We start from the raw sequence: 21,411 nt of genomic DNA, 5'->3' as shown, positions 1-21,411 counted from the left end.
AACTTCAATTTGTGATCACAAGAATTACAATTCCCTCACTAATTCCGTTACACTCTCTACCTGAGCCGTCCATGGGAACATATCAACCGGTTGAATCAACTTCACCTTATAGCCTTTCTTACTAAGACGATCAACATCTTTAGCCAGTGTTGATGGATTACATGATACATAAACCATTCTTTTTGGCTTCACTTCCATTATTGTCTCTAACAACTTATCATCACAGCCTGTTCGTGGCGGATCGACGACGACTACATCTGGCTTCCATCCTTCTTTTTTCCACCGCGGTAGCCAATCTTCTGCTTTTCCAACTTCATAAGAAACATGATTATATCCATGGTTTCTTGCATTCGCTCTAGCATCTTCAATTGATGCCTCAATGACATCCATTCCCCGTACTTCAGCAGCCTCCTTAGCAAGCCACAATCCGATCGTACCTACTCCACAATAAGCATCGACTACTTTTTCATTGCCGGTTAATTCGGCTGCCTTTTTTACAAAATTATAGAGTTTAACGGTTTGTGTCGGGTTAAGTTGGAAGAATGCCCGTGCTGATAATTCAAAAGAAAGATCACCTAACTTTTCTTCAATCGTTTCTTCACCAGCTAAATGAATCGTTTTCTCGCCAAAAATAATTGAGGTTTTTTGTTCATTTACATTTTGGATAATCGATGTTACTTCGGGTAATCTTCTTTGGATTTCTTCTATAATCGCATCTTGTCGAGGCAAAGTATCGTCTTTTGTCACGAGTACTACTTGCACCTGCCCTGTTTCAAATCCAACCCTAGTTACAATAGTTCTTACAACACCCTTATGTTTTCGTTCATTATAGATAGAGATATTTAAATCAGCTAAGATTTGTTTGACCGTTTGCGTCACTTTATTGGTGGCTTTATGCTGTACCTTACATTCAGAAAGATCAATAAGCTTATGTGAGTTCGACGCATAAAGGCCAGCAATCACATTTTCTCCTCTTTTAGCCACTTGAAGTTGACTTTTGTTACGATAATCCCATGGATTTTCCATCCCAATTGTTGGTAAGAGTTGCAATTGGTTGACATCTATTTTGGTATGGCGCTCAAAAGCCTGTTTGATAATATCGCGCTTTTCTCTCAATGTTGCTTGATACTCCATATGTTGTAATTGACAGCCTCCACACTCAGCAAAAATAGGACAAGGTGGCTCAATACGCTCTTTAGAACGTTTTCGAATTTTTACGACTTTCGCTTCTGAAAACCGTGGACTTACTTTTGTTACTTCAGCCACGATTTCTTCTTCCGGCAGAGCACCAGGGACAAAGACAACTTGTCTTTTGAAGTAACCTACCCCTTCTCCATTAATTCCAAGGCGCTTGATCGTTAAAGGAAATTGCTGGCCAACTTTCATGGATACTGTCTGATTCACTTGTTTTGGTTTCAATATTCAACGCCTTCCTTTCAGTGCGACCTTATTATAGCATGTTCGCACATTTCTTCCTAAACTTACTAGACCGAAAAGGGGTGGTAATCTGCTAAAATAGGACAAAGAAGAATGAAAAAAGGAGAGATGACGTTGTCTATACCTACAGATGTAGCATCGCTACAAATTATGGCGCAAGTATTTAAGAAAGAGAGTTTAAATTCAATTTTTAATAAGACTGTGGAGAGTCTTGTTGAACAAGTACCTTATATTGATTGGGTTGGTATTTATATGTATGAGAATTTAGACCATAAATTAGTGGCTGCTTCTTCATTTGAAGATGATCTAAGATGGGATTGCAATGGTGAACTGAAGTTTCCAATCACTAATTCTACGAAAGATGAAATTGGGATGATGGTTGTTCGTAGCAGACAACCGATCGCTTTTGATGTAACAGATGTTAGCACATTAGAAACAATTGCAGCTGCAATTGGTCAACAAAGCTATGCAAATTAGTGAAGTGCCGCTATGAACTATCTCATAGCGGACTTTTTTTGTTTAACTTATAGATTTACTTTGACTACATACACCAGTTATCTTAAGTAAGGTGAGAATCAGGTTCCCTCAAATTGCGTTTTTTTAAATAGTTCAGCCGAAATTAGTTTTCATCAGCGAAAACGAAAATATATCGGTGAAAATTTAATTTAAACAGCGAATTTAATTTATTAAGCAAGTTCCCACTGATATCGCGATATTTACAGTTACATTGTGAAAATTCCAACAAAAACTCGTTCCTGTTTTAAGGAAATGGCAATCCTTCTGTTTGCTTCTTGAACATATAATCATCAAGGCTCTTAAATACATAACCTTGCTTACGAGCATCATCAATAACTCGAGGTAAAGCTTCAGCATTATCACTTGAGACAGAATGAATTAGCATAACTGCGCCTGGATGAATGCGTTTCATAATTTGATCATAGGCATAATCTCCCCCCTTTTGCTTATCGACTTCCCAATCCTTATAAGCCATCGACCAGAAAACATTGGTATAACCAAGCTTTTCAGACAACACTAAAGAACGCTCACTAAATTGACCTCTTGGCGGGCGCAGATAACTCATTTCCTTAACCCCTGTGATCTCTGTAAATCTTTCTTTTACCTTGGTTAGTTCATTCGTTAACCGACCATCTCCCACTTCAGGTAGGCTTGGATGATGCCACGAATGATTTCCGACAATATGACCTTCCTCAACCATCCGTTTGACTAAATCTGTTGCGTCGTTTAGATAATGACCAGTAACAAAAAAAGTGGCTGGAACTTCTTTTTCCTTTAAAACATCAAGGACTTTTTCAGTGTATCCATTTTCATATCCGTTATCAAAGGTTAGATAGAGCTCTTTTTGGGATGTGTCTCCAATAAAAAAGCCATTTGTTTTTTCTAGCAATTCTAAGTATTCTAGCTCGGTAGTAACTGGCTTATTATTTTTCTCAGGCTTATAACTCCAGTTATAGGTCGTATTGCTATATGCTGAAACGACTGGAGATAAGCAACAAAAAATTGCTATAAGTAAAAATGTAGCATGTACTGATGTTTTTTTAAACATTAAATATCTTCTCCTTTTTTTGTGTTAGTTTCTCACGTTAATAAATCCTTTATGTATGATTACCTATTCTCAATAAAATGGAAGAATTGCAATTGTAGAAGCTATCCATTGATAAACTGTGACCTAAGGAATTACTAACTCAAGGCAGAAACTATACTTTTTCCTCAAAAGAAAAAGAGCCGCATTTACAGCGACTCTAACTAGATTATTTAAAAACGGGCTCTTTAAATTGGCCAAGTTTTTCTAATGATGATTTATCTACATCCGCATGCAAACTGTTACCATGGGAATCCATTGTCACAATCGCTGCAAAACCTTCCACTTCTAAGTGCCACATCGCTTCTGGGATCCCAAACTCCATTAAGTCTACGCCTTTAACTTTCTTAATACAATCAGCGTAGTATTGAGCTGCTCCACCAATCGCATTTAGGTACACGCCACCATGTTCTCCTAATGCTTTTAGTGTTTTAGGCCCCATTCCGCCTTTTCCGATAACAGCACGGATTCCAAACTTTTTCATGATATCACCTTGATATGGCTCTTCACGAATGCTTGTAGTTGGACCAGCTGCTTTGACATGCCACTCACCTTGATCATCTTTCATCATAACTGGACCACAGTGATAGATGACTTGACCGTTTAAATCGATTGGAGCGTCATGATCCATTAAATGATGATGAATCGCGTCACGACCTGTATGCATCATGCCGTTAATAATAACAACATCGCCGACTTTTAGTTCGCGAATTTGCGCTTCTGTGATTGGTGCTTGTAAAACTACTTCACGCACTTCACTAGTTGTTTCTTCCGTATCAGAAATTTCTTTTTCAACTTCGTTTAGATCTACTTTTTCTCCATCCTTATAAAGCCATTCTTTAATATCTCCTGTTTCTTGATCTAGAACAACTCCTAAACGACGATAAGCCCAGCAGTTATAAGCAACTGATACGAAGAAACTTGCCGGTAAACGGTTCATGGCACCGACCTTACAGCCAAGTAAAGTAGCTTCTCCTCCGAAACCCATTGTACCTATTCCTAGTTTATTTGCATTTTCAAGAACATAGTCTTCAAGCTTTTGAAGCTCTTGATTTTCATTGACATCATCAACCGTACGGAAAAGTTGTTCTTTTGCTAATGAATAGCTCGTCGTTCGGTCCCCACCAATTCCTACACCGATGAAGCCGGCACTACAACCTTGTCCTTGAGCTTGATAAACAGAATGCATAATACATTTACGGATTCCATCTAAATCACGGCCAGCGCGACCTAAACCGTCTAATTCAGTAGGCAAGCTATATTGAATGTTTTTGTTCTCACAGCCACCACCTTTTAATATCAAGCGGACATCAATAACATCCTTTTCCCATTGATGAAAATGAATAACCGGAGTTCCTTCACCAAGATTATCACCCGTATTTTTTCCAGTAAGAGAATCGACAGAATTCGGGCGAAGCTTAGTATCTTTTGTTGCTCTTGCAATCGCAGCATAGATCGCCTTTTTCATTTCAATTTGGTTCACACCAACAGGGACCTTCACTTCAAATGTAGGCATCCCCGTATCTTGACAGATAGGAGAAACGTTTTCATCAGCCATCCCAATATTTTCAGTGATTGTAGATAATGACAGTGCCGCACGAGTGCCGGCATTCTCTTTAGCCTTAGCTGCAGCAATTGCACGACGTACATCATTTGGTAGATTAGTAGATGTTTCAACAATCAGTTGATACATGCTTTCTTCTAATTTCTTCATTTCATCCATCTCCCTTTCCGTTCAAACAGATTCCTTATCATATCTATTATAATGCTAGTCCAAAAATTCCGAAAGAGAAAAGTGGAAGCATGGTACAAGCCAAGTAAAGAAAAAGTTTCTCTTTTTGAGGATAAAGTTTTATATCTCTTCATTATCTGAACCTTACTCTGATACGCTCTCACCGGGGCTTCGACGGCTTTTCCTAACTTATCAACGACTTGTCCACATATTTAATTACCATATTTGGAAATAAAAATAAACGTCCCTACTTTTAGGAACGTCACTATTATAATAAACCCATATTGTTCGTTTCATCAATAAAGTGCTCTAAATGTCCGGTTCGATTAATATAATGAATAAGTGGTTTTTGTCGATTTTTCGGCCATTCTATATGGCTTATACTCGTATTGCCAATTTGGAACGGACGATGCAATGTGTGCCACTGTTCTCCTGTAAGGAGGTACATAAGCAAAATACTGATGAATCCACCATGTGACACAATAGCAACATGATCACTTTTATGAGCACGTTGCAGCTGATCTACCACATATTTACATCTTGCTGTTAACTCTTCAACCGTTTCGGTTCCTTTAACACCGGATGTTAATATCGATTTTTCACCGGCCTCTGGAAACCTTTCATAAATCTCCGAACGTGATAAACCTTGTAACGGTCCGAGATGAACCTCTCTTACTTTTGCCCATTCATTTACTGTTTGCTTCTTTATCTTAGCAATCACTCTTGCAGTGTCTAAAGCACGGATGAGATCACTACTATAAATGTAGTCCAACTGTATGTCTTTCAAGTAATTTGCGACAAGTTCAGCTTGCCTGCGACCTAATTCAGATAAAGGGAAGTTCTCCCACCCTTGAATTTTACCAGCAAGATTCCCTGTTGATTCACCATGTCGAATCAAATACAAGTTCACGATACCACTCCCTATTCAGACCAATCGTGACGGAATTGCTTACATTTTGTCTCAATGTCGTCTAGCATTACAAGAAGACGATCAATTTCTTCAACCCCAGCTTCTTCTGGCTCAATTGTATCTAGAACGGTCATAACCATATTTAATCTATTGTGCAAATAGTTCATTTGCTCTTTTTTATTATGAATTGGTCCACCCATTACATTCTCTCCTTTTTATTACACTTCATTTCAAGTAGAGTGTAACAGATTCTTTCCTCATTCACAATGAAGGTTCCGGATGGAAACTAGCCCTTTTACAACATCGATTTTTACGTTATGATGATACAAGTAATATTTTTAAAAGGAGTACGATCTTTGTGATTGATTCATCACTACCTACTATAACGCCCTCCTTCGACCCTTGGGAAGCGTATGAAGATATAAAAAAGTTTGGAAAACCGACTTTAACAAATATTGAATTCACTACGACCACTTTATGCAACATGCGATGTGAACATTGTGCAGTTGGATACACATTAAAGCCAAAAGACCCCAACCCATTACCTTTGGATTTACTTATTAAAAGATTGGATCAGGTTTCCTCTTTGAGTACATTTAGCATAACAGGAGGAGAACCAATGCTATCAATGAGATCGGTAGACGATTATGTCGTTCCACTTCTAAAATATGCGCATGAACGTGGTATTCGTACTCAAATTAATTCTAATTTGACATTAGATCTAAAACGTTACGAGAAAATTATTCCATATCTTGATGTACTCCATATTTCGCATAACTATGGAAGTGTTGATGATTTTGCTGAAATTGGATTTGCGGTGATGGAACGTAAACCAAGCGTTGAACAAAGAGCTTCTCTCTTTTATCGTATGGTGGAAAACGCGAAAGTTCTAACTAATCAAGGCGTTTTTGTTTCAGCTGAAACAATGATTAACAAACGAACACTTCCACACTTAGAACAAATCCATGAACAAATTGTTCAAATGGGATGTCAGCGTCATGAAGTTCATCCGATGTACCCGAGTGATTTTGCGAGCAACCTTGAAGTAGCTACTTTAGAAGACATTCGCTCAGGTATACACCGCTTGTTAGATATACGCGATCCAAATGTTTGGATGCTTTTTGGTACTTTGCCTTTTTACCCTTGTAGTGACAATGAAGAAGATTTAAGTTTGCAGAAACGGTTATATTCAGAAAAAAATGTAACCGTCCGGAACGATCCCGATGGACGTTCCCGTCTTAATGTAAACATTTTTGATGGCAATATCATCGTAACGGATTTTGGAGATACTCCTCCATTAGGCAATATTCAGACAACCAGTTTAGAAGATGCCTATTCAACTTGGATGAAATCAAGCCTTGCTGCAACACTTAACTGTCATTGCCCATCCGTACAGTGCTTAGGACCGAACGTACTTGTAAAGGACGCTTACTATCCTAGTGTTGATTTCACAAAGAAAAAATCAAACATTTGACATTTGAATCGAACCGGAATAATGTGAGCGGATACTGATTCCGTTATTTAGCTCAGATACGGCAATTCAAGAAGGTTTAGTGGCCTCTCGTTCCACTATTTTAAATAATTCACAATACATTTCCATTAATTGAGTAAATCCCCAATCCTAGTCTGTTAAAGTTAGCTGTAAGTAAAAAACACTCGAATCGATCCGAGTGTTTTTTGCATTCATTTTTGTACTATTTAGGCTCATTTGTAGCAATAAAACTAAAAGATAAATGATCTTGAATTGGAATCCAAGCGCCAATTCCTTGTTGTGTAACATTCTTTATTTCTAGCTTGCGCTTGCCACCTTTAAAGGTTAAGTACACTTCACCATAAGTGACCTTTCCTTTTTCGTTCGCGGCTGGTACAAAACTATTTAAATAGCCGACTTGTTTAGGCGCTATGTTGTACGTGTTTCCTTTTTTTGTTCCTTGTCCGATGACCGTTTCAAATGATAAGGGCAAATTCGTATGCTCTGTAGCTTTAATCATCATCATTTTTTTTACGGCATCACTATTCGGTATTTTAGCCGTAAGCCCACCACTTACTTTCTTTTGTTGTTCTTGAAAATAAGTGAGTTTTTGCTGAGAACGTCCTCCACGATTATCCATATAATTCGTATTTACTTTTTGATATTCCCAGTTTACTTCTGTTCCATCTGAATTGTAAGCTAATGGCCATTCTCCTAAGTATATTGAAGCACGAAATCCAATTGCTAACTTTGAATCATTAATCGTAGACTCATTTAAAATACGAATTAAGTCAGGGTTTTCAATTTTTACATCTGTACTTTCTAACAATTCTTTCGCTAATTCACTCGGTTGTAAATATGGCAAATCTTGCGTTGGATTGGTATACGTATTTTCCTTCGAAATCTTAATAACAGAATCCGGAACTGTAAATACCTTTTTTTCTTCTTTATCTCCATCTTCTTCTGCCAAAATATGTGCCGATGTTGCTAATAAGAATATCACAACCAATGCTACGATTATTCGGTTCATCTGTATTACCTCCTTAGTTGTTCTAGAAGACATTTTGATAATCTTTAGTGTGAGCGTTCCGACAAATATTATCCATAGGTTCCGAAAGCTTTATTTTTCTGGTAACGTCAAAGATACAATAAAAAAAGACGGGTTTACTTTTTTTATTGTATCTTTGCAATGAGCGGAACCGTTGCAATCTTTTAAGCCTTCTATGGGTGGGTTTCTCATAGAAGGCGCGCAGCGTGTGGAGCCATTGCGCCTTCTATAAAAAAAAGACGGGTTTACTTTTTTTATTCTATCTTTGCAATGAGCGGAACCTCTGCAATCTTTTAAGCCTTCTATGAGTGGGTTTCTCATAGAAGGCGCGCAGCGTGTGGAGCCATTGCCAACATGTATGCAGAATACAAGATTGAAGGGATCTTTCCTTTTTGAACCTCTTCGATGCATGAGAAAAACAGCTTGCGGAACCATTGTAGTATCTTTTTTTATTCAATATTATAAAACATTAATTTAGGAGGGCTACTATGCAACAACCACTACATATTTTATTTATCGGAGCCGGGAGGATGGCTGAGGCTATTTTTTCTGGAATGATCCAAAATAAATTAGACGTAAAGATAACCATATCCAACGAACAAGATATGAAACGTCTTAACACTCTTAAAGATCAATATCGAGTTGAGACAGCCTCAGATTGGGTAGACGTTTTTCCTGAAGCTGATGTTATCGTCCTTGCTTGTCCTCCCCATGTACACGACAAAATTCTAGAAAGAATGAACATAATGATTCAACCGCAACAGTTTGTTATTACTGTAGCTGCCGGAATCGGACCAACTAAATTAGAAGCTTCTTTACCAAAAGAAACAGCAGTCGCTTGGCTGATGCCAAATACCGCTGCTGATGTCGGTAAATCGATGTCTATTTACGCATTTGGTCATTATGTAAATGAAAAACAACAAGTACTTTTTAAGCAGATCGTTGGTGCGATTGGCCCTTCAGAGCAGTTAACGGAACAACAGGTGCATGATCTAACGGCTGTTACTGGCAGTGCACCAGCCTTTTTGTATCATTTTGTCGAAGCTCTAGAACAAGCAGCTCTATCTTTTGGAATATCAGAAGATCAAGCAAGAAAGCTTGTCATTGAAATGGTCATTGGTAGTGCCGCTATGTTAGAAAAACACCGCGAACCCGCTCAATTAAGAGAACAAGTCACCTCTCCTGGGGGCGCAACAGCAGCTGGACTGGCCACACTCGCCAACCATCACTTTGCTGAAATAATTGGTAAAGCTATTGAAGCAACAAATAAAAGAGCTAAACAACAAGGACAAGAGTAGAAAAGCTGCCTGAGAACTTTCCCCCTCAGGCAGCTTTTTAGGATATCATAACAATCTAATGTGTGGCTTTCCAATTGATTCTCTTTTCGATTCTCGGAAAGAAAAATTGAATTAATGGGCCAATTAAAAACGTAACAAGAATCGTTCCAATTCCAATTGGACCACCGACAAAAAACGCAGCTACTAAAGCCGTTAACTCTGCAATTGTTTTTGCCACCATTAAATTAACTCCTAGAACGTCTCTTAGTACAAACATAAAAGCATCTATCGGTATAAGCGCGAATTCAGCTTGCATATATATCGATGCTCCAAAAGCAATTAGAACAATACCAAGTAATAGAATGATCATTTGCAACATGAATCCACTAAACAAAGTATCGTTAAACACAATAATCAGCCAAAAATCAATGAAGTATCCTAAGATGAAAATTGTTAATAACGAATGTACTACCGGCTTCGTCCTCGTTAAAAGTGCATTTAAACCGATTAAGATGATTCCAACGAATATGACCCAATTCCCCACTGAAAAGCGTGTTTGGATCGCCAGTCCAACGTTCAAAGCATCCCAAGCACCGGCACCAAGGCCAGCTAAAATTGTCAATGTCACCCCAAAAGAAACAATTAACAAACCTCCTGTATAACTTAGAGCTCTAATTATTACTGATCTCATATAAACATTTCCTCAATTCCATCAATCAAGTTTCCTTAATATTTTCTTTATTACCCGTTTTTTCGCCAATATCCCCACTAATTTTCCGCCAATTTCCGCGGAAATAATAAGCAGTAGCTACTATACTACTAATAACAAAACTTAGTCCCATACCGATTGCTATTCCACTTTCCCCTAACCATTTCGAGAATATAGCTGTTAATGGATATCTTAATATCCAAAATGAAATGATGTTAAGGATTAAAATTGGAAACATTGCACCAGCTGCTCTTGCTATTCCATTTAGAACAAAGTTCACTCCTAAGAACGGGTAAAAGAAAGCAATCGTCTTGATATACATAGCGCCGAATTGCACAGTCTCTTCATCCTGTACAAACATTCGAATAAGCTGCTCAGCTCCTAAAAAAATAACTGTGCTTATCAAAATGGAAACCACGCTTATGAGAATAATCGCTTGTTTGGCGATTTCATTTACTCGCTCCCATAGCTGTGCTCCAATATTTTGACCAGCCATACTATTTACTGCCGATCCTAATGTTAATGCTGGAATCATAATTAAACTGTCTAACCGTTGAGCAGACCCAAATCCTGCAACAACCTCTTCTCCATATCCCGTTACAACGGTCATGATGGCTAAAATCCCTGCTGAAATCGCCATCATTGATAATCCTGCAGGCAAACCTAGCTTAAACAGAACGATAAAGTATCTTCTCTCTGGAAGATGAGGAATTTGAAAAGGTACACTCGCTTTATATACGGAGTATAAAAGTCCGTAAACAAAGGCTGTTCCTTGAGAAATAATTGTAGCATATGCTGCCCCATCAATCCCCCATTGGAATACGTGGATAAACAAAGGATCTAACACAGCATTCAGGATAACCGCAATGATTATAAAACGTATTGGTGTTTTACTATCACCTAAGGCCCTTAATACGGTGCCAATAAAGTTGTATCCAAATAAAAACAAAATTCCAATAAAATTAATTTGTAAATAAGATTGGGCTAGTGGCAAAATATCGTCAGGAGTTCCCATTAAGCGTAAAATATGACCTGAAAACAAAAATCCAATTAAACCAAGCAAGAGAGCAAACAATCCTAGAACAAATACAAATGCATTAAGAGATTTTTTTAACCCTTCTTCATCATCGGCTCCTTTTCGTTGACTTATAACAGTTAATGTGGCACCATTCAAACCAATTATAAAAGAAAGAATCGTAAAAACAACCGTTGCTGAAATCGTAATAGCACCTAACGCACTTGGTCCAAGTAAATTCCCTACCCAAATAGAATCAATCAATTGATAAGAAGATTGCAGTAAATTCGTCAAAAAAATAGGCCAAGAAAACAGGACCATTTTTTTCATAATAGGCCCTTCTGTAAAATCTAATTGTCTAGATTGTAACATTTTCTTCTCCTTTTTAAACGAAGGCAGGAAAACACCTATGCCGAAACACCGGTATCTTCCGGTTCATCTTTGATAAATTTAAATAGAACGACTTGATTTAGAACTTGTGTTGCAATCCATTGTGTAACAACAGCAAATAATGAGGTTCGTTTTGGCTAACACCAACCGTCATTCTTCTCCCTTTACCGCAAAGTTAAAGTCCTTCCCGCGCTTGAAGAGGGAGTCTTGTGTAGGGAAAAGATAAATTGGAGTATAGAATACGATTGGCAGAGATTGAATTATGAGAATCGTTAACGATGTCATCGTTACTGTATGATTGTTTTAAAACTACATTTATAACCTATCCATCTAAAAGCTAGAAGGAGAAGAAGAAAATTCAAGCACCAAATTGTGACAGAATGCGGAAGAGCAAACCACGATTCAACTAAAATGGCTATTCCTGCAGCTCCACCAGATGGAATGTTTTGCGGCAACAAAAACAAAGCCATATCCGCCCCTTACAAAACTGCTCACAAGCTAAGACGAGCAGAGATTGCACTTTCTTATTCATTTCCTATGCGTTCAAACGTCTCGGTTATTCGAATAGATTCTTTTACAGACTGAACAATGGGACAATTTTTCGTTGTAATTTCTAACACTTTCGCTATTTTCTCATCGGTTGCATCCGTACCGACGATAACAAAATGGATATGAATATCTGTTACTTCATTTATTTCTGCTTCATTTCGTTTAACGTCAGTTTTTATTTTAATATCTTTATATCCAATTCGTTTTTTATCTAACACTTTCCTTAACACTCCACCACTACACACAGCAATTGAAGAAACCAGAAGTTGATAAGGTCTGAATCCATATTCAGCATTCCCTGACACTTCAAGTTGACCAAATTCCAGTTCTGTTACAAAACTATTTTCCTTCATAGTAAATTCCATTGATTTCCCTCCCAAATATACATGCCTCCTATTGTACCAGTCTCCTAACTTAACGTCATGTTCTTTCACTTATTTACATATGGTCAATTGGGGTAGAAGAAGATAAAATGAAAATGTCGCGTTTAGAAGTGAGGGGATTATAAATGGATCGTTTACGTTTTTGGGTATTAGTAAGCATTGTTGCTGTAAGTGGATTTAGTCAAGGCATGCTTCTCCCCCTAATCTCCATTATCTTTGAACAAGATGGGGTATCGGCTACCTTAAATGGTTTAAATGCAACAGCGCTATATATAGGTATTCTTATTATCTCTCCATTCATGGAACCTCCCCTTAGAAGATTTGGATATAAGCCAATTATATTAATAGGTGGCTTAATCGTAGTGATTGCATTAGCCTTATTTCCTTTGTGGAAAACCTTTTGGTTTTGGTTTTTCTTACGTATATGTATAGGTATTGGAGACAATGCTCTCCACTTTGGCACCCAAACTTGGATTACATCTTCGACCCCACAAGAGCAACGGGGAAGAAATATTAGCATTTATGGAATTTTCTTTGGAATTGGATTTGCCACTGGTCCGTTAATGACACCATTAGTTTCAATTCACGAAGCATTACCATTTATGATTTCAGCAGGACTTTCTTTAGTTGCTTGGTTGTTCTTATTTATTTTGCATAATGACTTCCCTGAACAAGCAATAGAGCTTTCTTCTTTTCGAGACACAGCAAGCCGTTTTGGAAAAACACTTAAATACGCTTGGGTTGCTTTGTTACCCGCGTTAGCCTATGGATTTTTAGAGGCTTCACTAAATGGGAGTTTTCCGATTTATGCGTTAAGAATTGGTCTAGACGTAACACAAGTATCTCTTTTATTAGCATCATTTGCTTTTGGAGGGATCATTTTTCAACTTCCACTCGGTATTTTAAGTGACAACTTTGGAAGAAAAAAAATCTTATCATTCATTCTGCTCTCTGGGAGTCTATCATTTCTTATCGCTAGTTTCTTAGAGCAAACGTTCCATGGGCTGACGCTCTGTCTCTTCCTGGCTGGCACACTTGTTGGATCGACTTTTTCTTTAGGCATTAGTTATATGACCGATTTGACACCCAAGTCTCTACTACCTACCGGCAATATCCTTTGTGGGATTGCTTTCAGTTTAGGGAGTTTAACCGGTCCATACTTAGGTGGTTTATTTATTCAATTCATTAATGGGATTAGTTTTTTTATCATTATAAGTACGATGCTATTCCTTGTCTTTATTGCTGTTACTATCTTCAAGAAGCCACTTACGAATTTGTGATAGCTATATTTTTTTAAAGAGATTGTAATGATTTCAGCTAAGATTACGAAACATAGGAAACACTCTATCCTTTGATCTACTTTTTTGTTGCAACCTTCTGAACGATCGCTGTTTTGGGGAGGATTCAACACCAATAGCATGTATTGCTTTAGCAAAAATGTCTAATGATAAAGGAATTGAGTTTTTAATTACCTGCTTATAGTTTGACCTGCACAGCTAATAGTTGAGCGTCCTTTAAACCAATTAGAAATCGAAAAGTGAAGAAAGATTAAAAGGAAAAAGAGACTCAAAAAAGTTAACATACAACCTTTTTGAGTCTAATCTAGCTCCTAGTTATAAGGATTTATGTCTGCGTTATGTAAGTTCTTTTTCAAATTCTTCATTTCATTTGCCGCTTCTTTGGTCGCTTTGACGATTTCATCTGAGCTTTCTTTCAAATGGGACGCAGTTTCACCAATCTTCTTCACATCACTTGTGATATCGCGCACCACAGTAGAAATATCACTTACAGTGGTTCTCACTTGTTCAAAAACTTGTTCGCGGTTGTCTCTGACGAACTCAATTGTGTTTTCAGTCGAATGTTTGGCTTGCTTTAACTCATCTAATATTCTGTTTCTCCATTCCTTCTTAGCTAATACAACTGAAACAATCAGTAATCCAAAAACCCAGATTAACTTTAATGAGTTGCTTTTTTTCTTTTCCAACAGAGTCCCTCCTCTTTTTAACTTATATTCTTATTTTAGCAAGAAAAGTCAGAAAAAGAAAAGATGAAGTCATTATACATGAATGATTAATCATTCATCATTTGTGAAACAGAAATAACCCGTCTTCTTTTGTAACACTTATATCTCCCAGCTCTACCAATAGATCTAAATGTCCAAACGTCTCAGAAAAAGTCAACTCCGCTTGTTTACGGTGCTTTTCCTTAAATAACTGAAAGCTAATTTCGTGAGCACTCCAACGGTTATCTGCCAATAGATTTTTAATTACATTGGCTCGAGTAATATGTTCTTGTAGCCGCTGTCCAATTAGTTCATTGACGTTTTTTATCATTTCCCCATGTCCAGGCATTAATATATTTAAATTTAAATCATGAACTAAAAGTAAAGTTTCTCGATATTGTAGCAATGTTTTTGGCCTCTCCTTGCCCTCTTCCATTGGAGCTTCCAATAGAGCATTTGAAGAAATCGATCCAAGTAGTACATCTGCTCCAATCGCTGTATGATCCTCTGTTCTTACGATCATAATATGATTTTGGGCGTGACCTGGTACTTCCAATACTCGCCAGCCCTTCAGACCAGGAACATTATCACCATGACTTACGATCACATCAAGGTCTGTTTTTTCGATCAAGTCCATATATTTCTGACCTGACTGTAAGACTTTATCAATGACGGGGCGTGGGAAGCCATGAGCATGATAAAATTCATCAAAGAACATCTTATACTTTTGAAAAAATTTCTCTTCTTTTCTAAGCCATGGGCGTAAAAAACGATGACCAATTAAAACAGCTGATTTAAAAAGTCCAGCAAGTCCGACATGATCTGGGTGATGATGGGTTAAGATAACTTGTTCGATATCATCGATCCTATAACCAAGTGTATCCAACTGACTTACCAGCGATGTTTTTCCTTCAATTGTTAATGGTCCTGTATCAACAAGTGTTAAAGTGTCACTACTAATTAAATAGCTGTGAACAGGCCCGACCGGGAATGGAGTAGGAATGGTTAGTTGATGAATCGTTTCCTCATGAACGGTCATGAGTGAACACTCCTCTATTCAATTTTATTAACCAAAAAAGAGTACCCTAAACAAAATTAGGCACCCTCTATTATACTTTAATTATAAGCTTGCGTTAAGAAATGATCTGTTTCTAATTTTTCAAAACCATCGTTCCCTGATCTCTTAAGTTCATTTAATTCACGTGCTAGACGATCTAATTTCTTTTGCATTTCTTCAATCATCTTTTTTTCTGATACTGTCATGGTTCTCTCTCCCTTTTTATCTTATATATATGCTTTAATCGATCGAGCAGTCGCTCAGTTCCAACACAGCGTGATAGTTAGCTTTTTTAATTGTTAAAAATATTCTAACAATAATAATTGGTTTTGTAAATACTTTTTTATTTTGTACTTGCACATTTTTTATGCACAGTGTTATCCACAGTTTTGTTGATAAATACCTTTATATTTGTGGATAACACCCATTTCACTGTGGACATATGAAAATATATCTACTTACCTGTGGATAAGTATGCAATTTTCGCTTTAATTTCTAATTTCGACATTATTTGCTAAAATTCTTTTATTCTAAAAATTGTAACAATTAAATGCTTTTTTATTCTTATTATACTGATACAATGGTTATAGATTTATTCACTACTAAAGGTGGGCTGAAATATGCGAAGACAAACAACTTCATTTAAAGAATTAATGTTAGAAAATAAAAAGCAGTTACTGAATGATCCTGAAGCTTTAGCAAAGATCGAAGAACGACTCGATGAACGTTCTTCTAAGTCAACTGAACAAGATAAGAGCTATACTAAATAAAAGAACGAGTTACCAATTAAGGTAACTCGTTTTTTTATTTTATTTTATTGGATATTTTAGCGAATATTACTAGCGATGTTAACGCACAGTATAAGCATTAGAGAGATTTACTGTTTTAAATCATAAGTATACTCCTACATGACTAAGGGGCGTGTATCATCATTTTATAATCGTTATAGCTAATCGAATTGAAAGGAAGTAAGGAAATGGATAATGTTATGCTAGCGCGAACTATTTTTGGTTCTTCTATTGCTTTTCATATTATATTTGCAACTTTAGGTGTAGGGATCACTTTAATGATTCTACTTGCTGAAATCATGCGAATCATACGAAAAGATGAGGATTATGGGACCCTTGCAAAAAGATGGACAAAGGCTGTCGCTATTTTACTCGGGGTTGCGATTCCTTCAGGGACAATCGTTGCTGTTATGCTTAGCCTTCTTTGGCCAGGCTTCATGGAAATCGTAGGGCAAGTGATCGCTCTTCCCTTTCAAATTGAAATTTTTGCTTTCTTTCTTGAAGCTTTATTTCTCTCTATCTACGTCTATGCTGCTGATCGTCTTTCTCCTACAATGAGAATTATTAGTGTCTTCTTCGTCGCTCTTGGGGCAACAGCTTCAGCCGTTTTAATAACAGATGCCCATGCATGGATGAATACCCCTAGAGGGTTTGATATCGTTGATGGACAAATCATCAATGTCCAACCTTTGGCCGCTGTGTTCAATCCTAGTTTTTTTGTTACTTCGCTACATGTAGTCGGAAGTGCTTATATGACAGGAGCCTTTATTCTTGCAGCGGTTGCAGCATATAAGCTCTACCGCGGAGGGCTTAGTGATAGAGAAATGACATATCATCGGAAGGGATTGTCCTTATCGCTTGCTGTCGCTCTGATCATGTCTGTCTTCACGTTAAACAATGGTCACGATACAGCAATTATGTTGCATGAACATATACCCGTTAAACTAGCAGCAGCAGAAGGATTATTTGAAACCCAACCAAATGCTCCATTAGCGATTATGGGGACACCAGATCCTGAAGCTGGAAGAGTTGTCGGCGGGATTGAAATTCCAGGTATGCTAAGCTGGCTCGCAACCGGTTCTACTGATGGGGTTGTTCGTGGGTTATATGACTATCCCCAAGAAGAATGGCCACCACTTTTTGTTCATACGTTATTTAACGTTATGGTCGGAATTGGCTCTGTCCTCCTTGCACTTGCCGGAGTCTACTGGTTGTTTTGGTTTCTAGGGCGTAAAAAGCAGAAGTCTCTTCCAAAATGGCTCTTAGCTGGGATTGTTGTGTCAGGTCCACTTGCTATGATCGGCATTGAGACGGGGTGGATTTTCAGTTGTACGGGTCGTCAACCTTGGACGATTTATGGGTTTCAATTGACTAGTGAGGCTGCCACCAATTCAGGTAATTTAGGAATGCTTTTTGTGTTGTTCATTTCCCTTTATGTTGTGCTTCTCGTTATCACAGCGTTAGTCATGCATTTTTACTTTAATCGGAATCCTGTATCGCAAGAATTGCATACACTTGCTTAAAAAATAAGGTGGGAAAGGAATTGATGATATGGAGTCAGTTTATATTGCGATTATTATTATATGGGTCTTTCTCTTTATGTATGCTGTTGCGGGATCAATTGACTTTGGAGCAGGCTTTTGGGCAATGTACTATCGGAAACGAACTGATACAAAAGCCGCAAGCATTGCTAATCGCTATCTGTCCCCATCATGGGAAGTGACAAACGTATTTCTAGTCTTGCTTGTTGTGGCCTTAGTTGGTTTTTTCCCCGGTGCTGCAGCGACATTAGGGACATTAATGATCGTTCCTATTTGCTTGGTACTTTTCTTTTTAACCATTCGGAGTGCGTTTATGGTCTATTCTTACACTGTTCAAAAATATACCAATATGCTCGTTATTATCTCAGGTGTTACGGGCTTATTGATCCCTGCCTTACTTATTAGTATTTTACCAGCAGCGATCGGCGGGTTTGTTGAAACAGTTGGCGATAGACAATATATCTTACTCAACCAACTGTTCACAAGTCCTACCTTTTATACCCATTTAGGGTTTGGACTTAGTACGGAGTTGTTTTTGTCCTCTTTACTATTAAGTGATTATGCACGGGAGGCAAATTCAGAAGAAACGTATCATGTGTACCGAAAAAATGCGATTATCCTTGGACCAATTACCTTATCCTTTGCTGTTGGTGCCATTTTCACGTTAATCCCTGAGGCGTTTTGGATGTTTGAAAACATGGCAAACGAGTGGTTGCTTTTCACCTTATCTTTACTTGCTTTTGCGATCGGCTATAGTGCCCTTTGGTGGCCATCTAAGAAAGTAAGTGTTGGTCAGCCGCGTGTAGCTGTTCTATTAATCGCCTTGCAATTTGGTTTAGCGAGTTTTGCCTATGGGTCAGCTCATATGCCCTATTTTCTATACCCAGATGTCACGCTTTACGATACATTTACAAATGAGATCATGTTTCGATCTCTGTTAATTGGTTACGGGGTTGGAATGGCCGTTCTCATTCCTGTTTTCATCTGGTTCTGGCGTCTCTTTATGAAAGATAAGCGTTATTTAAGAAAGGAAGCACACCATTAAATCTAAAAAAATTACAAAAGCCTTGAGGGAAATGTTCTCAAGGTTTGTTATCATTCCTCTTTAGATTGACCTTTTTTTTTTCCAAGTAACTAAGATGATGCAATTAACAATACTTTTGCAGCCTTCAAGATCCCTTTATACAAAAAAATAACTCTGTTATAATACATTCAGCATATGTAAAATAGTCCTTGAGAAAAGTTTATCAATGGAACTTAATATACATATAAGGAGCATTATGCTTCTTTGTGAAAATTGAAGTTCTTAATCACAAAAGTTACAAACCAATTCTTATTACTAGAATTAATATTAACGAGCGGAGGAAGTAAAAATGATGGCCGGTTTGCCAAATTGCCCAAAGTGTAATTCGGAATATACATATGAAGATGGAATACTTCTTGTTTGCCCAGAATGTGGACATGAGTGGACACTTGAATCAGAAACGGGTACTAGTGAAGATAAAAAGACTATCAAAGATTCAAATGGAAATGTTTTAAATGATGGTGATTCTGTAACAGTCATTAAAGACCTAAAAGTAAAAGGTAGTTCACTAGTTGTAAAAATAGGTACAAAAGTAAGAAATATACGTTTAGTAGATGGAGATCATGATATTGATTGTAAGATTGATGGTTTCGGAGCGATGAAGTTAAAATCTGAATTTGTTAAAAAGGCTTAAATCGGGTTTCACACTTTAAATAACGTATCAACTTTCAATGATAAGCTTTCATCGCTTGACGGCTTTTATTTTGTAATATCAAACCCTTCCGTATCTCCGAAAAAAGGAGCCCTTCATATAAGACCTCTCCTTAGCTTATAATTCTCTAAAAAAATCGAGTGTAAAACCTATACGATTTTACACTCGATTCCTGTGTTCGATACTATGTGCACTTATCTATTATTCACCAAAATCAACATTGTGGTAGACTTGCTGAACATCTTCTAAATCTTCTAATGCATCAATCAATTTTTCAAATTGAACTTGGTCTTCTTCCGAAAGTATTACATCATTTTGAGCGAGCATCGATAACTCCGCAACGGTAAAATCCGTTATCCCAACATTTTTAAATGCTTCTTGAATAGCATGGAACATATCAGGTTCAGCATAAACGATAACCGCTTCATCCTCTTCTAAAATGTCACGAACGTCGACATCTGCTTCCATTAATAATTCAAGTACTTCATCTGCTGCTTTTCCCTCAAGACCAATAACAGCCGTTGCATCAAACATAAAGGCGACAGAACCACTTACTCCCATGTTCCCGCCATTTTTTTTGAACGCAGAACGCACTTCTGCGACCGTACGGTTCACGTTATTTGTTAGTGTATCTACAATAATCATCGAACCATTTGGTCCGAATCCTTCATAGCGAAGTTCGTCATAGGTTTCTTCTGAACCACCTTTTGCTTTTTCAATCGCCCGATCAATAATTGCTTTCGGTACACTATATGTTTTGGCGCGTTCAAGAACAACTTTTAAAGCACGGTTTGATTCAGGATCTGGTTCACCTTGCTTTGCCGCTACATAAATTTCACGACCAAATTTTGCATAGATCCGGCTTGTACTTGCATCTTTTGACGCTTTTTTTTCTTTAATATTATTCCATTTACGACCCATAACGTAACTCACTCTCTTTCCATTTGTATCTTACATTAGCATCTAATAACTTTATAAATTCTACAGCATTATCACATTAATTCTATTTACTAGTTATAACTAGGTTATATTATACCTTAATTACGTAAGTTTTTTCGAGCATAAAAATCAAATACAGTCATTTATCGATTAGAGTTGTATGACTCTTATTGGCTTAACATCAAATGCTTCAACAAAAGAAATCATAAAAAAAATAATAATATTCAAACTAACTATTGACTCAGATTTAATCTGTTATATAATAGTAAATAACAAAGGCATTATTGTTATAATACAGATTGTGGAAGGGGTACTAAACATGAGCAGAATCGAACGCCGAAACATGGTAAAGTATATCGAACAGATGAGAGGTATTCATCGTGATGACATGCTCTTTATGACAGATGCAGACATTGAGCATATTTACGAAACAACTTATTTTGAAGAAGAAAACGCTGAGTAAAGGAGACTGACAATGGAAATTTACGAGAGAGCCTATCGACAATATATTGAACAATGTGAGATGTTTGAAATTCAGCCAATTGACATGATTAAATTTATTCAAAACGTAACACAAGAACAAGTTGAATTAATGATAACTAGTTACACTAATTAATCATTGGAGTGAGAACATGAATAGTGACGTTGAGGTCTAAAAAAACCACCCGTTTTATCCTAACTCTAGGAAAACAGGTGGTTTTTACTTTTTCTATTCGCCTAAAAGTCACGCTTGATTTAGTCTTTAATTTAATCTACTTGTTTATCTGTTAGTTGCATGAAGTTATAAATAGCTTTATCTTATTCTTCAATATTAAACCAGTAACAAG

General features: G+C 37.2%; 24 protein-coding genes. 10 read left to right on the top strand and 14 right to left on the bottom strand.

Annotated features, from left to right (window positions below):
- Positions 1-24 precede the first annotated feature (24 nt).
- Positions 25-1,386 carry a 23S rRNA (uracil(1939)-C(5))-methyltransferase RlmD gene (rlmD, locus tag LDX58_RS16990; protein ID WP_227938046.1) on the bottom strand — a complete coding sequence of 454 codons (1,362 nt, stop codon included), beginning with the start codon at positions 1,384-1,386 and terminating at the stop codon, positions 25-27.
- A 165-nt stretch (positions 1,387-1,551) separates the two neighbouring features.
- Between rlmD and LDX58_RS16985 the strand changes: the two genes are divergently transcribed.
- Complete coding sequence (locus LDX58_RS16985) at positions 1,552-1,914, top strand: GAF domain-containing protein (RefSeq protein WP_227938045.1); 363 nt, start codon at positions 1,552-1,554, stop codon at positions 1,912-1,914.
- A 283-nt stretch (positions 1,915-2,197) separates the two neighbouring features.
- On the opposite strand, the gene pdaA is transcribed toward LDX58_RS16985, so the two are convergent.
- From pdaA to LDX58_RS16965, 4 genes are all read right to left on the bottom strand, one after another.
- Positions 2,198-3,001 (bottom strand): delta-lactam-biosynthetic de-N-acetylase, encoded by an 804-nt coding sequence (gene pdaA / locus LDX58_RS16980; RefSeq protein ID WP_227938004.1) that lies wholly within the window; start codon positions 2,999-3,001, stop codon positions 2,198-2,200.
- Positions 3,002-3,206: 205 nt separating this feature from the next.
- Positions 3,207-4,751 carry a fumarate hydratase gene (locus LDX58_RS16975; protein ID WP_227938003.1) on the bottom strand — a complete coding sequence of 515 codons (1,545 nt, stop codon included), beginning with the start codon at positions 4,749-4,751 and terminating at the stop codon, positions 3,207-3,209.
- Positions 4,752-5,037: 286 nt separating this feature from the next.
- Positions 5,038-5,679, bottom strand: coding sequence for a histidine phosphatase family protein (locus tag LDX58_RS16970; protein WP_227938002.1), 642 nt, complete (start codon positions 5,677-5,679; stop codon positions 5,038-5,040).
- Between the two features lie 11 nt (positions 5,680-5,690).
- Entirely contained in the window at positions 5,691-5,879 is a 189-nt protein-coding gene (locus LDX58_RS16965) for an SE1561 family protein (RefSeq protein WP_227938001.1), read from the bottom strand.
- A gap of 158 nt (positions 5,880-6,037) precedes the next feature.
- On the opposite strand from LDX58_RS16965, the gene yfkAB reads away from it, so the two are divergent.
- On the top strand, positions 6,038-7,153 hold the full coding sequence (yfkAB, locus tag LDX58_RS16960; RefSeq protein ID WP_372459227.1) for a radical SAM/CxCxxxxC motif protein YfkAB: 1,116 nt from the start codon (positions 6,038-6,040) through the stop codon (positions 7,151-7,153).
- A gap of 220 nt (positions 7,154-7,373) precedes the next feature.
- On the opposite strand, the gene LDX58_RS16955 is transcribed toward yfkAB, so the two are convergent.
- The gene (locus LDX58_RS16955; RefSeq protein ID WP_227938000.1) at positions 7,374-8,180 is read right to left on the bottom strand and encodes a YfkD famly protein; all 807 of its coding nucleotides are present in this window, start codon (positions 8,178-8,180) and stop codon (positions 7,374-7,376) included.
- 506 nt (positions 8,181-8,686) lie between these two features.
- Here LDX58_RS16955 and proC point away from each other — a divergent pair.
- Positions 8,687-9,496 carry a pyrroline-5-carboxylate reductase gene (gene proC, locus LDX58_RS16950; RefSeq protein ID WP_227937999.1) on the top strand — a complete coding sequence of 270 codons (810 nt, stop codon included), beginning with the start codon at positions 8,687-8,689 and terminating at the stop codon, positions 9,494-9,496.
- A gap of 55 nt (positions 9,497-9,551) precedes the next feature.
- Here proC and LDX58_RS16945 read toward each other — a convergent pair whose 3' ends face one another.
- The 4 genes from LDX58_RS16945 to LDX58_RS16930 all read right to left on the bottom strand — a co-directional run bounded on the left by LDX58_RS16945 (position 9,552) and on the right by LDX58_RS16930 (position 12,503).
- Positions 9,552-10,166 carry a YczE/YyaS/YitT family protein gene (locus LDX58_RS16945; protein WP_227937998.1) on the bottom strand — a complete coding sequence of 205 codons (615 nt, stop codon included), beginning with the start codon at positions 10,164-10,166 and terminating at the stop codon, positions 9,552-9,554.
- 25 nt (positions 10,167-10,191) lie between these two features.
- The gene (locus LDX58_RS16940; RefSeq protein ID WP_227937997.1) at positions 10,192-11,571 is read right to left on the bottom strand and encodes an MATE family efflux transporter; all 1,380 of its coding nucleotides are present in this window, start codon (positions 11,569-11,571) and stop codon (positions 10,192-10,194) included.
- A gap of 305 nt (positions 11,572-11,876) precedes the next feature.
- Positions 11,877-12,059 (bottom strand): YitT family protein, encoded by a 183-nt coding sequence (locus LDX58_RS16935; protein WP_227937996.1) that lies wholly within the window; start codon positions 12,057-12,059, stop codon positions 11,877-11,879.
- Positions 12,060-12,113: 54 nt separating this feature from the next.
- Entirely contained in the window at positions 12,114-12,503 is a 390-nt protein-coding gene (locus LDX58_RS16930) for an OsmC family protein (protein ID WP_227937995.1), read from the bottom strand.
- A gap of 143 nt (positions 12,504-12,646) precedes the next feature.
- On the opposite strand from LDX58_RS16930, the gene LDX58_RS16925 reads away from it, so the two are divergent.
- Positions 12,647-13,801 carry an MFS transporter gene (locus tag LDX58_RS16925; protein ID WP_227937994.1) on the top strand — a complete coding sequence of 385 codons (1,155 nt, stop codon included), beginning with the start codon at positions 12,647-12,649 and terminating at the stop codon, positions 13,799-13,801.
- 329 nt (positions 13,802-14,130) lie between these two features.
- Here LDX58_RS16925 and LDX58_RS16920 read toward each other — a convergent pair whose 3' ends face one another.
- The 3 genes from LDX58_RS16920 to LDX58_RS16910 form a co-directional block, all read right to left on the bottom strand.
- Positions 14,131-14,505: a hypothetical protein gene (locus tag LDX58_RS16920; protein WP_227937993.1), complete on the bottom strand. Its 375-nt coding sequence runs from the start codon at positions 14,503-14,505 to the stop codon at positions 14,131-14,133.
- 97 nt (positions 14,506-14,602) lie between these two features.
- On the bottom strand, positions 14,603-15,562 hold the full coding sequence (locus LDX58_RS16915) for an MBL fold metallo-hydrolase (RefSeq protein WP_227937992.1): 960 nt from the start codon (positions 15,560-15,562) through the stop codon (positions 14,603-14,605).
- A 77-nt stretch (positions 15,563-15,639) separates the two neighbouring features.
- Positions 15,640-15,786, bottom strand: coding sequence for a hypothetical protein (locus LDX58_RS16910; protein ID WP_227937990.1), 147 nt, complete (start codon positions 15,784-15,786; stop codon positions 15,640-15,642).
- A gap of 414 nt (positions 15,787-16,200) precedes the next feature.
- On the opposite strand from LDX58_RS16910, the gene LDX58_RS16905 reads away from it, so the two are divergent.
- From LDX58_RS16905 to LDX58_RS16890, 4 genes are all read left to right on the top strand, one after another.
- A complete protein-coding gene (locus LDX58_RS16905) occupies positions 16,201-16,350 on the top strand; it encodes an FbpB family small basic protein (protein ID WP_227937989.1) in 150 nt (49 codons plus the stop codon).
- A gap of 206 nt (positions 16,351-16,556) precedes the next feature.
- Positions 16,557-17,891, top strand: coding sequence for a cytochrome ubiquinol oxidase subunit I (locus tag LDX58_RS16900; RefSeq protein ID WP_227937988.1), 1,335 nt, complete (start codon positions 16,557-16,559; stop codon positions 17,889-17,891).
- A 28-nt stretch (positions 17,892-17,919) separates the two neighbouring features.
- Entirely contained in the window at positions 17,920-18,954 is a 1,035-nt protein-coding gene (locus LDX58_RS16895) for a cytochrome d ubiquinol oxidase subunit II (protein ID WP_227937987.1), read from the top strand.
- A 331-nt stretch (positions 18,955-19,285) separates the two neighbouring features.
- Positions 19,286-19,627, top strand: coding sequence for a zinc ribbon domain-containing protein YjdM (locus tag LDX58_RS16890; protein WP_227938043.1), 342 nt, complete (start codon positions 19,286-19,288; stop codon positions 19,625-19,627).
- A 219-nt stretch (positions 19,628-19,846) separates the two neighbouring features.
- On the opposite strand, the gene LDX58_RS16885 is transcribed toward LDX58_RS16890, so the two are convergent.
- Entirely contained in the window at positions 19,847-20,566 is a 720-nt protein-coding gene (locus tag LDX58_RS16885; protein ID WP_227937986.1) for a YebC/PmpR family DNA-binding transcriptional regulator, read from the bottom strand.
- A gap of 337 nt (positions 20,567-20,903) precedes the next feature.
- Between LDX58_RS16885 and LDX58_RS16880 the strand changes: the two genes are divergently transcribed.
- Positions 20,904-21,047, top strand: coding sequence for a BH0509 family protein (locus LDX58_RS16880; RefSeq protein ID WP_227937985.1), 144 nt, complete (start codon positions 20,904-20,906; stop codon positions 21,045-21,047).
- Between the two features lie 12 nt (positions 21,048-21,059).
- On the top strand, positions 21,060-21,200 hold the full coding sequence (locus LDX58_RS16875; protein WP_227937984.1) for a hypothetical protein: 141 nt from the start codon (positions 21,060-21,062) through the stop codon (positions 21,198-21,200).
- Positions 21,201-21,411 lie beyond the last annotated feature (211 nt).

This window comes from Alkalihalobacillus deserti (genome assembly GCF_020734105.1).
In the GTDB taxonomy this organism is placed as follows: domain Bacteria; phylum Bacillota; class Bacilli; order Bacillales; family Bacillaceae_D; genus Halalkalibacter; species Halalkalibacter deserti.
This window is presented reverse-complemented; position numbering and strand designations above follow the sequence as displayed.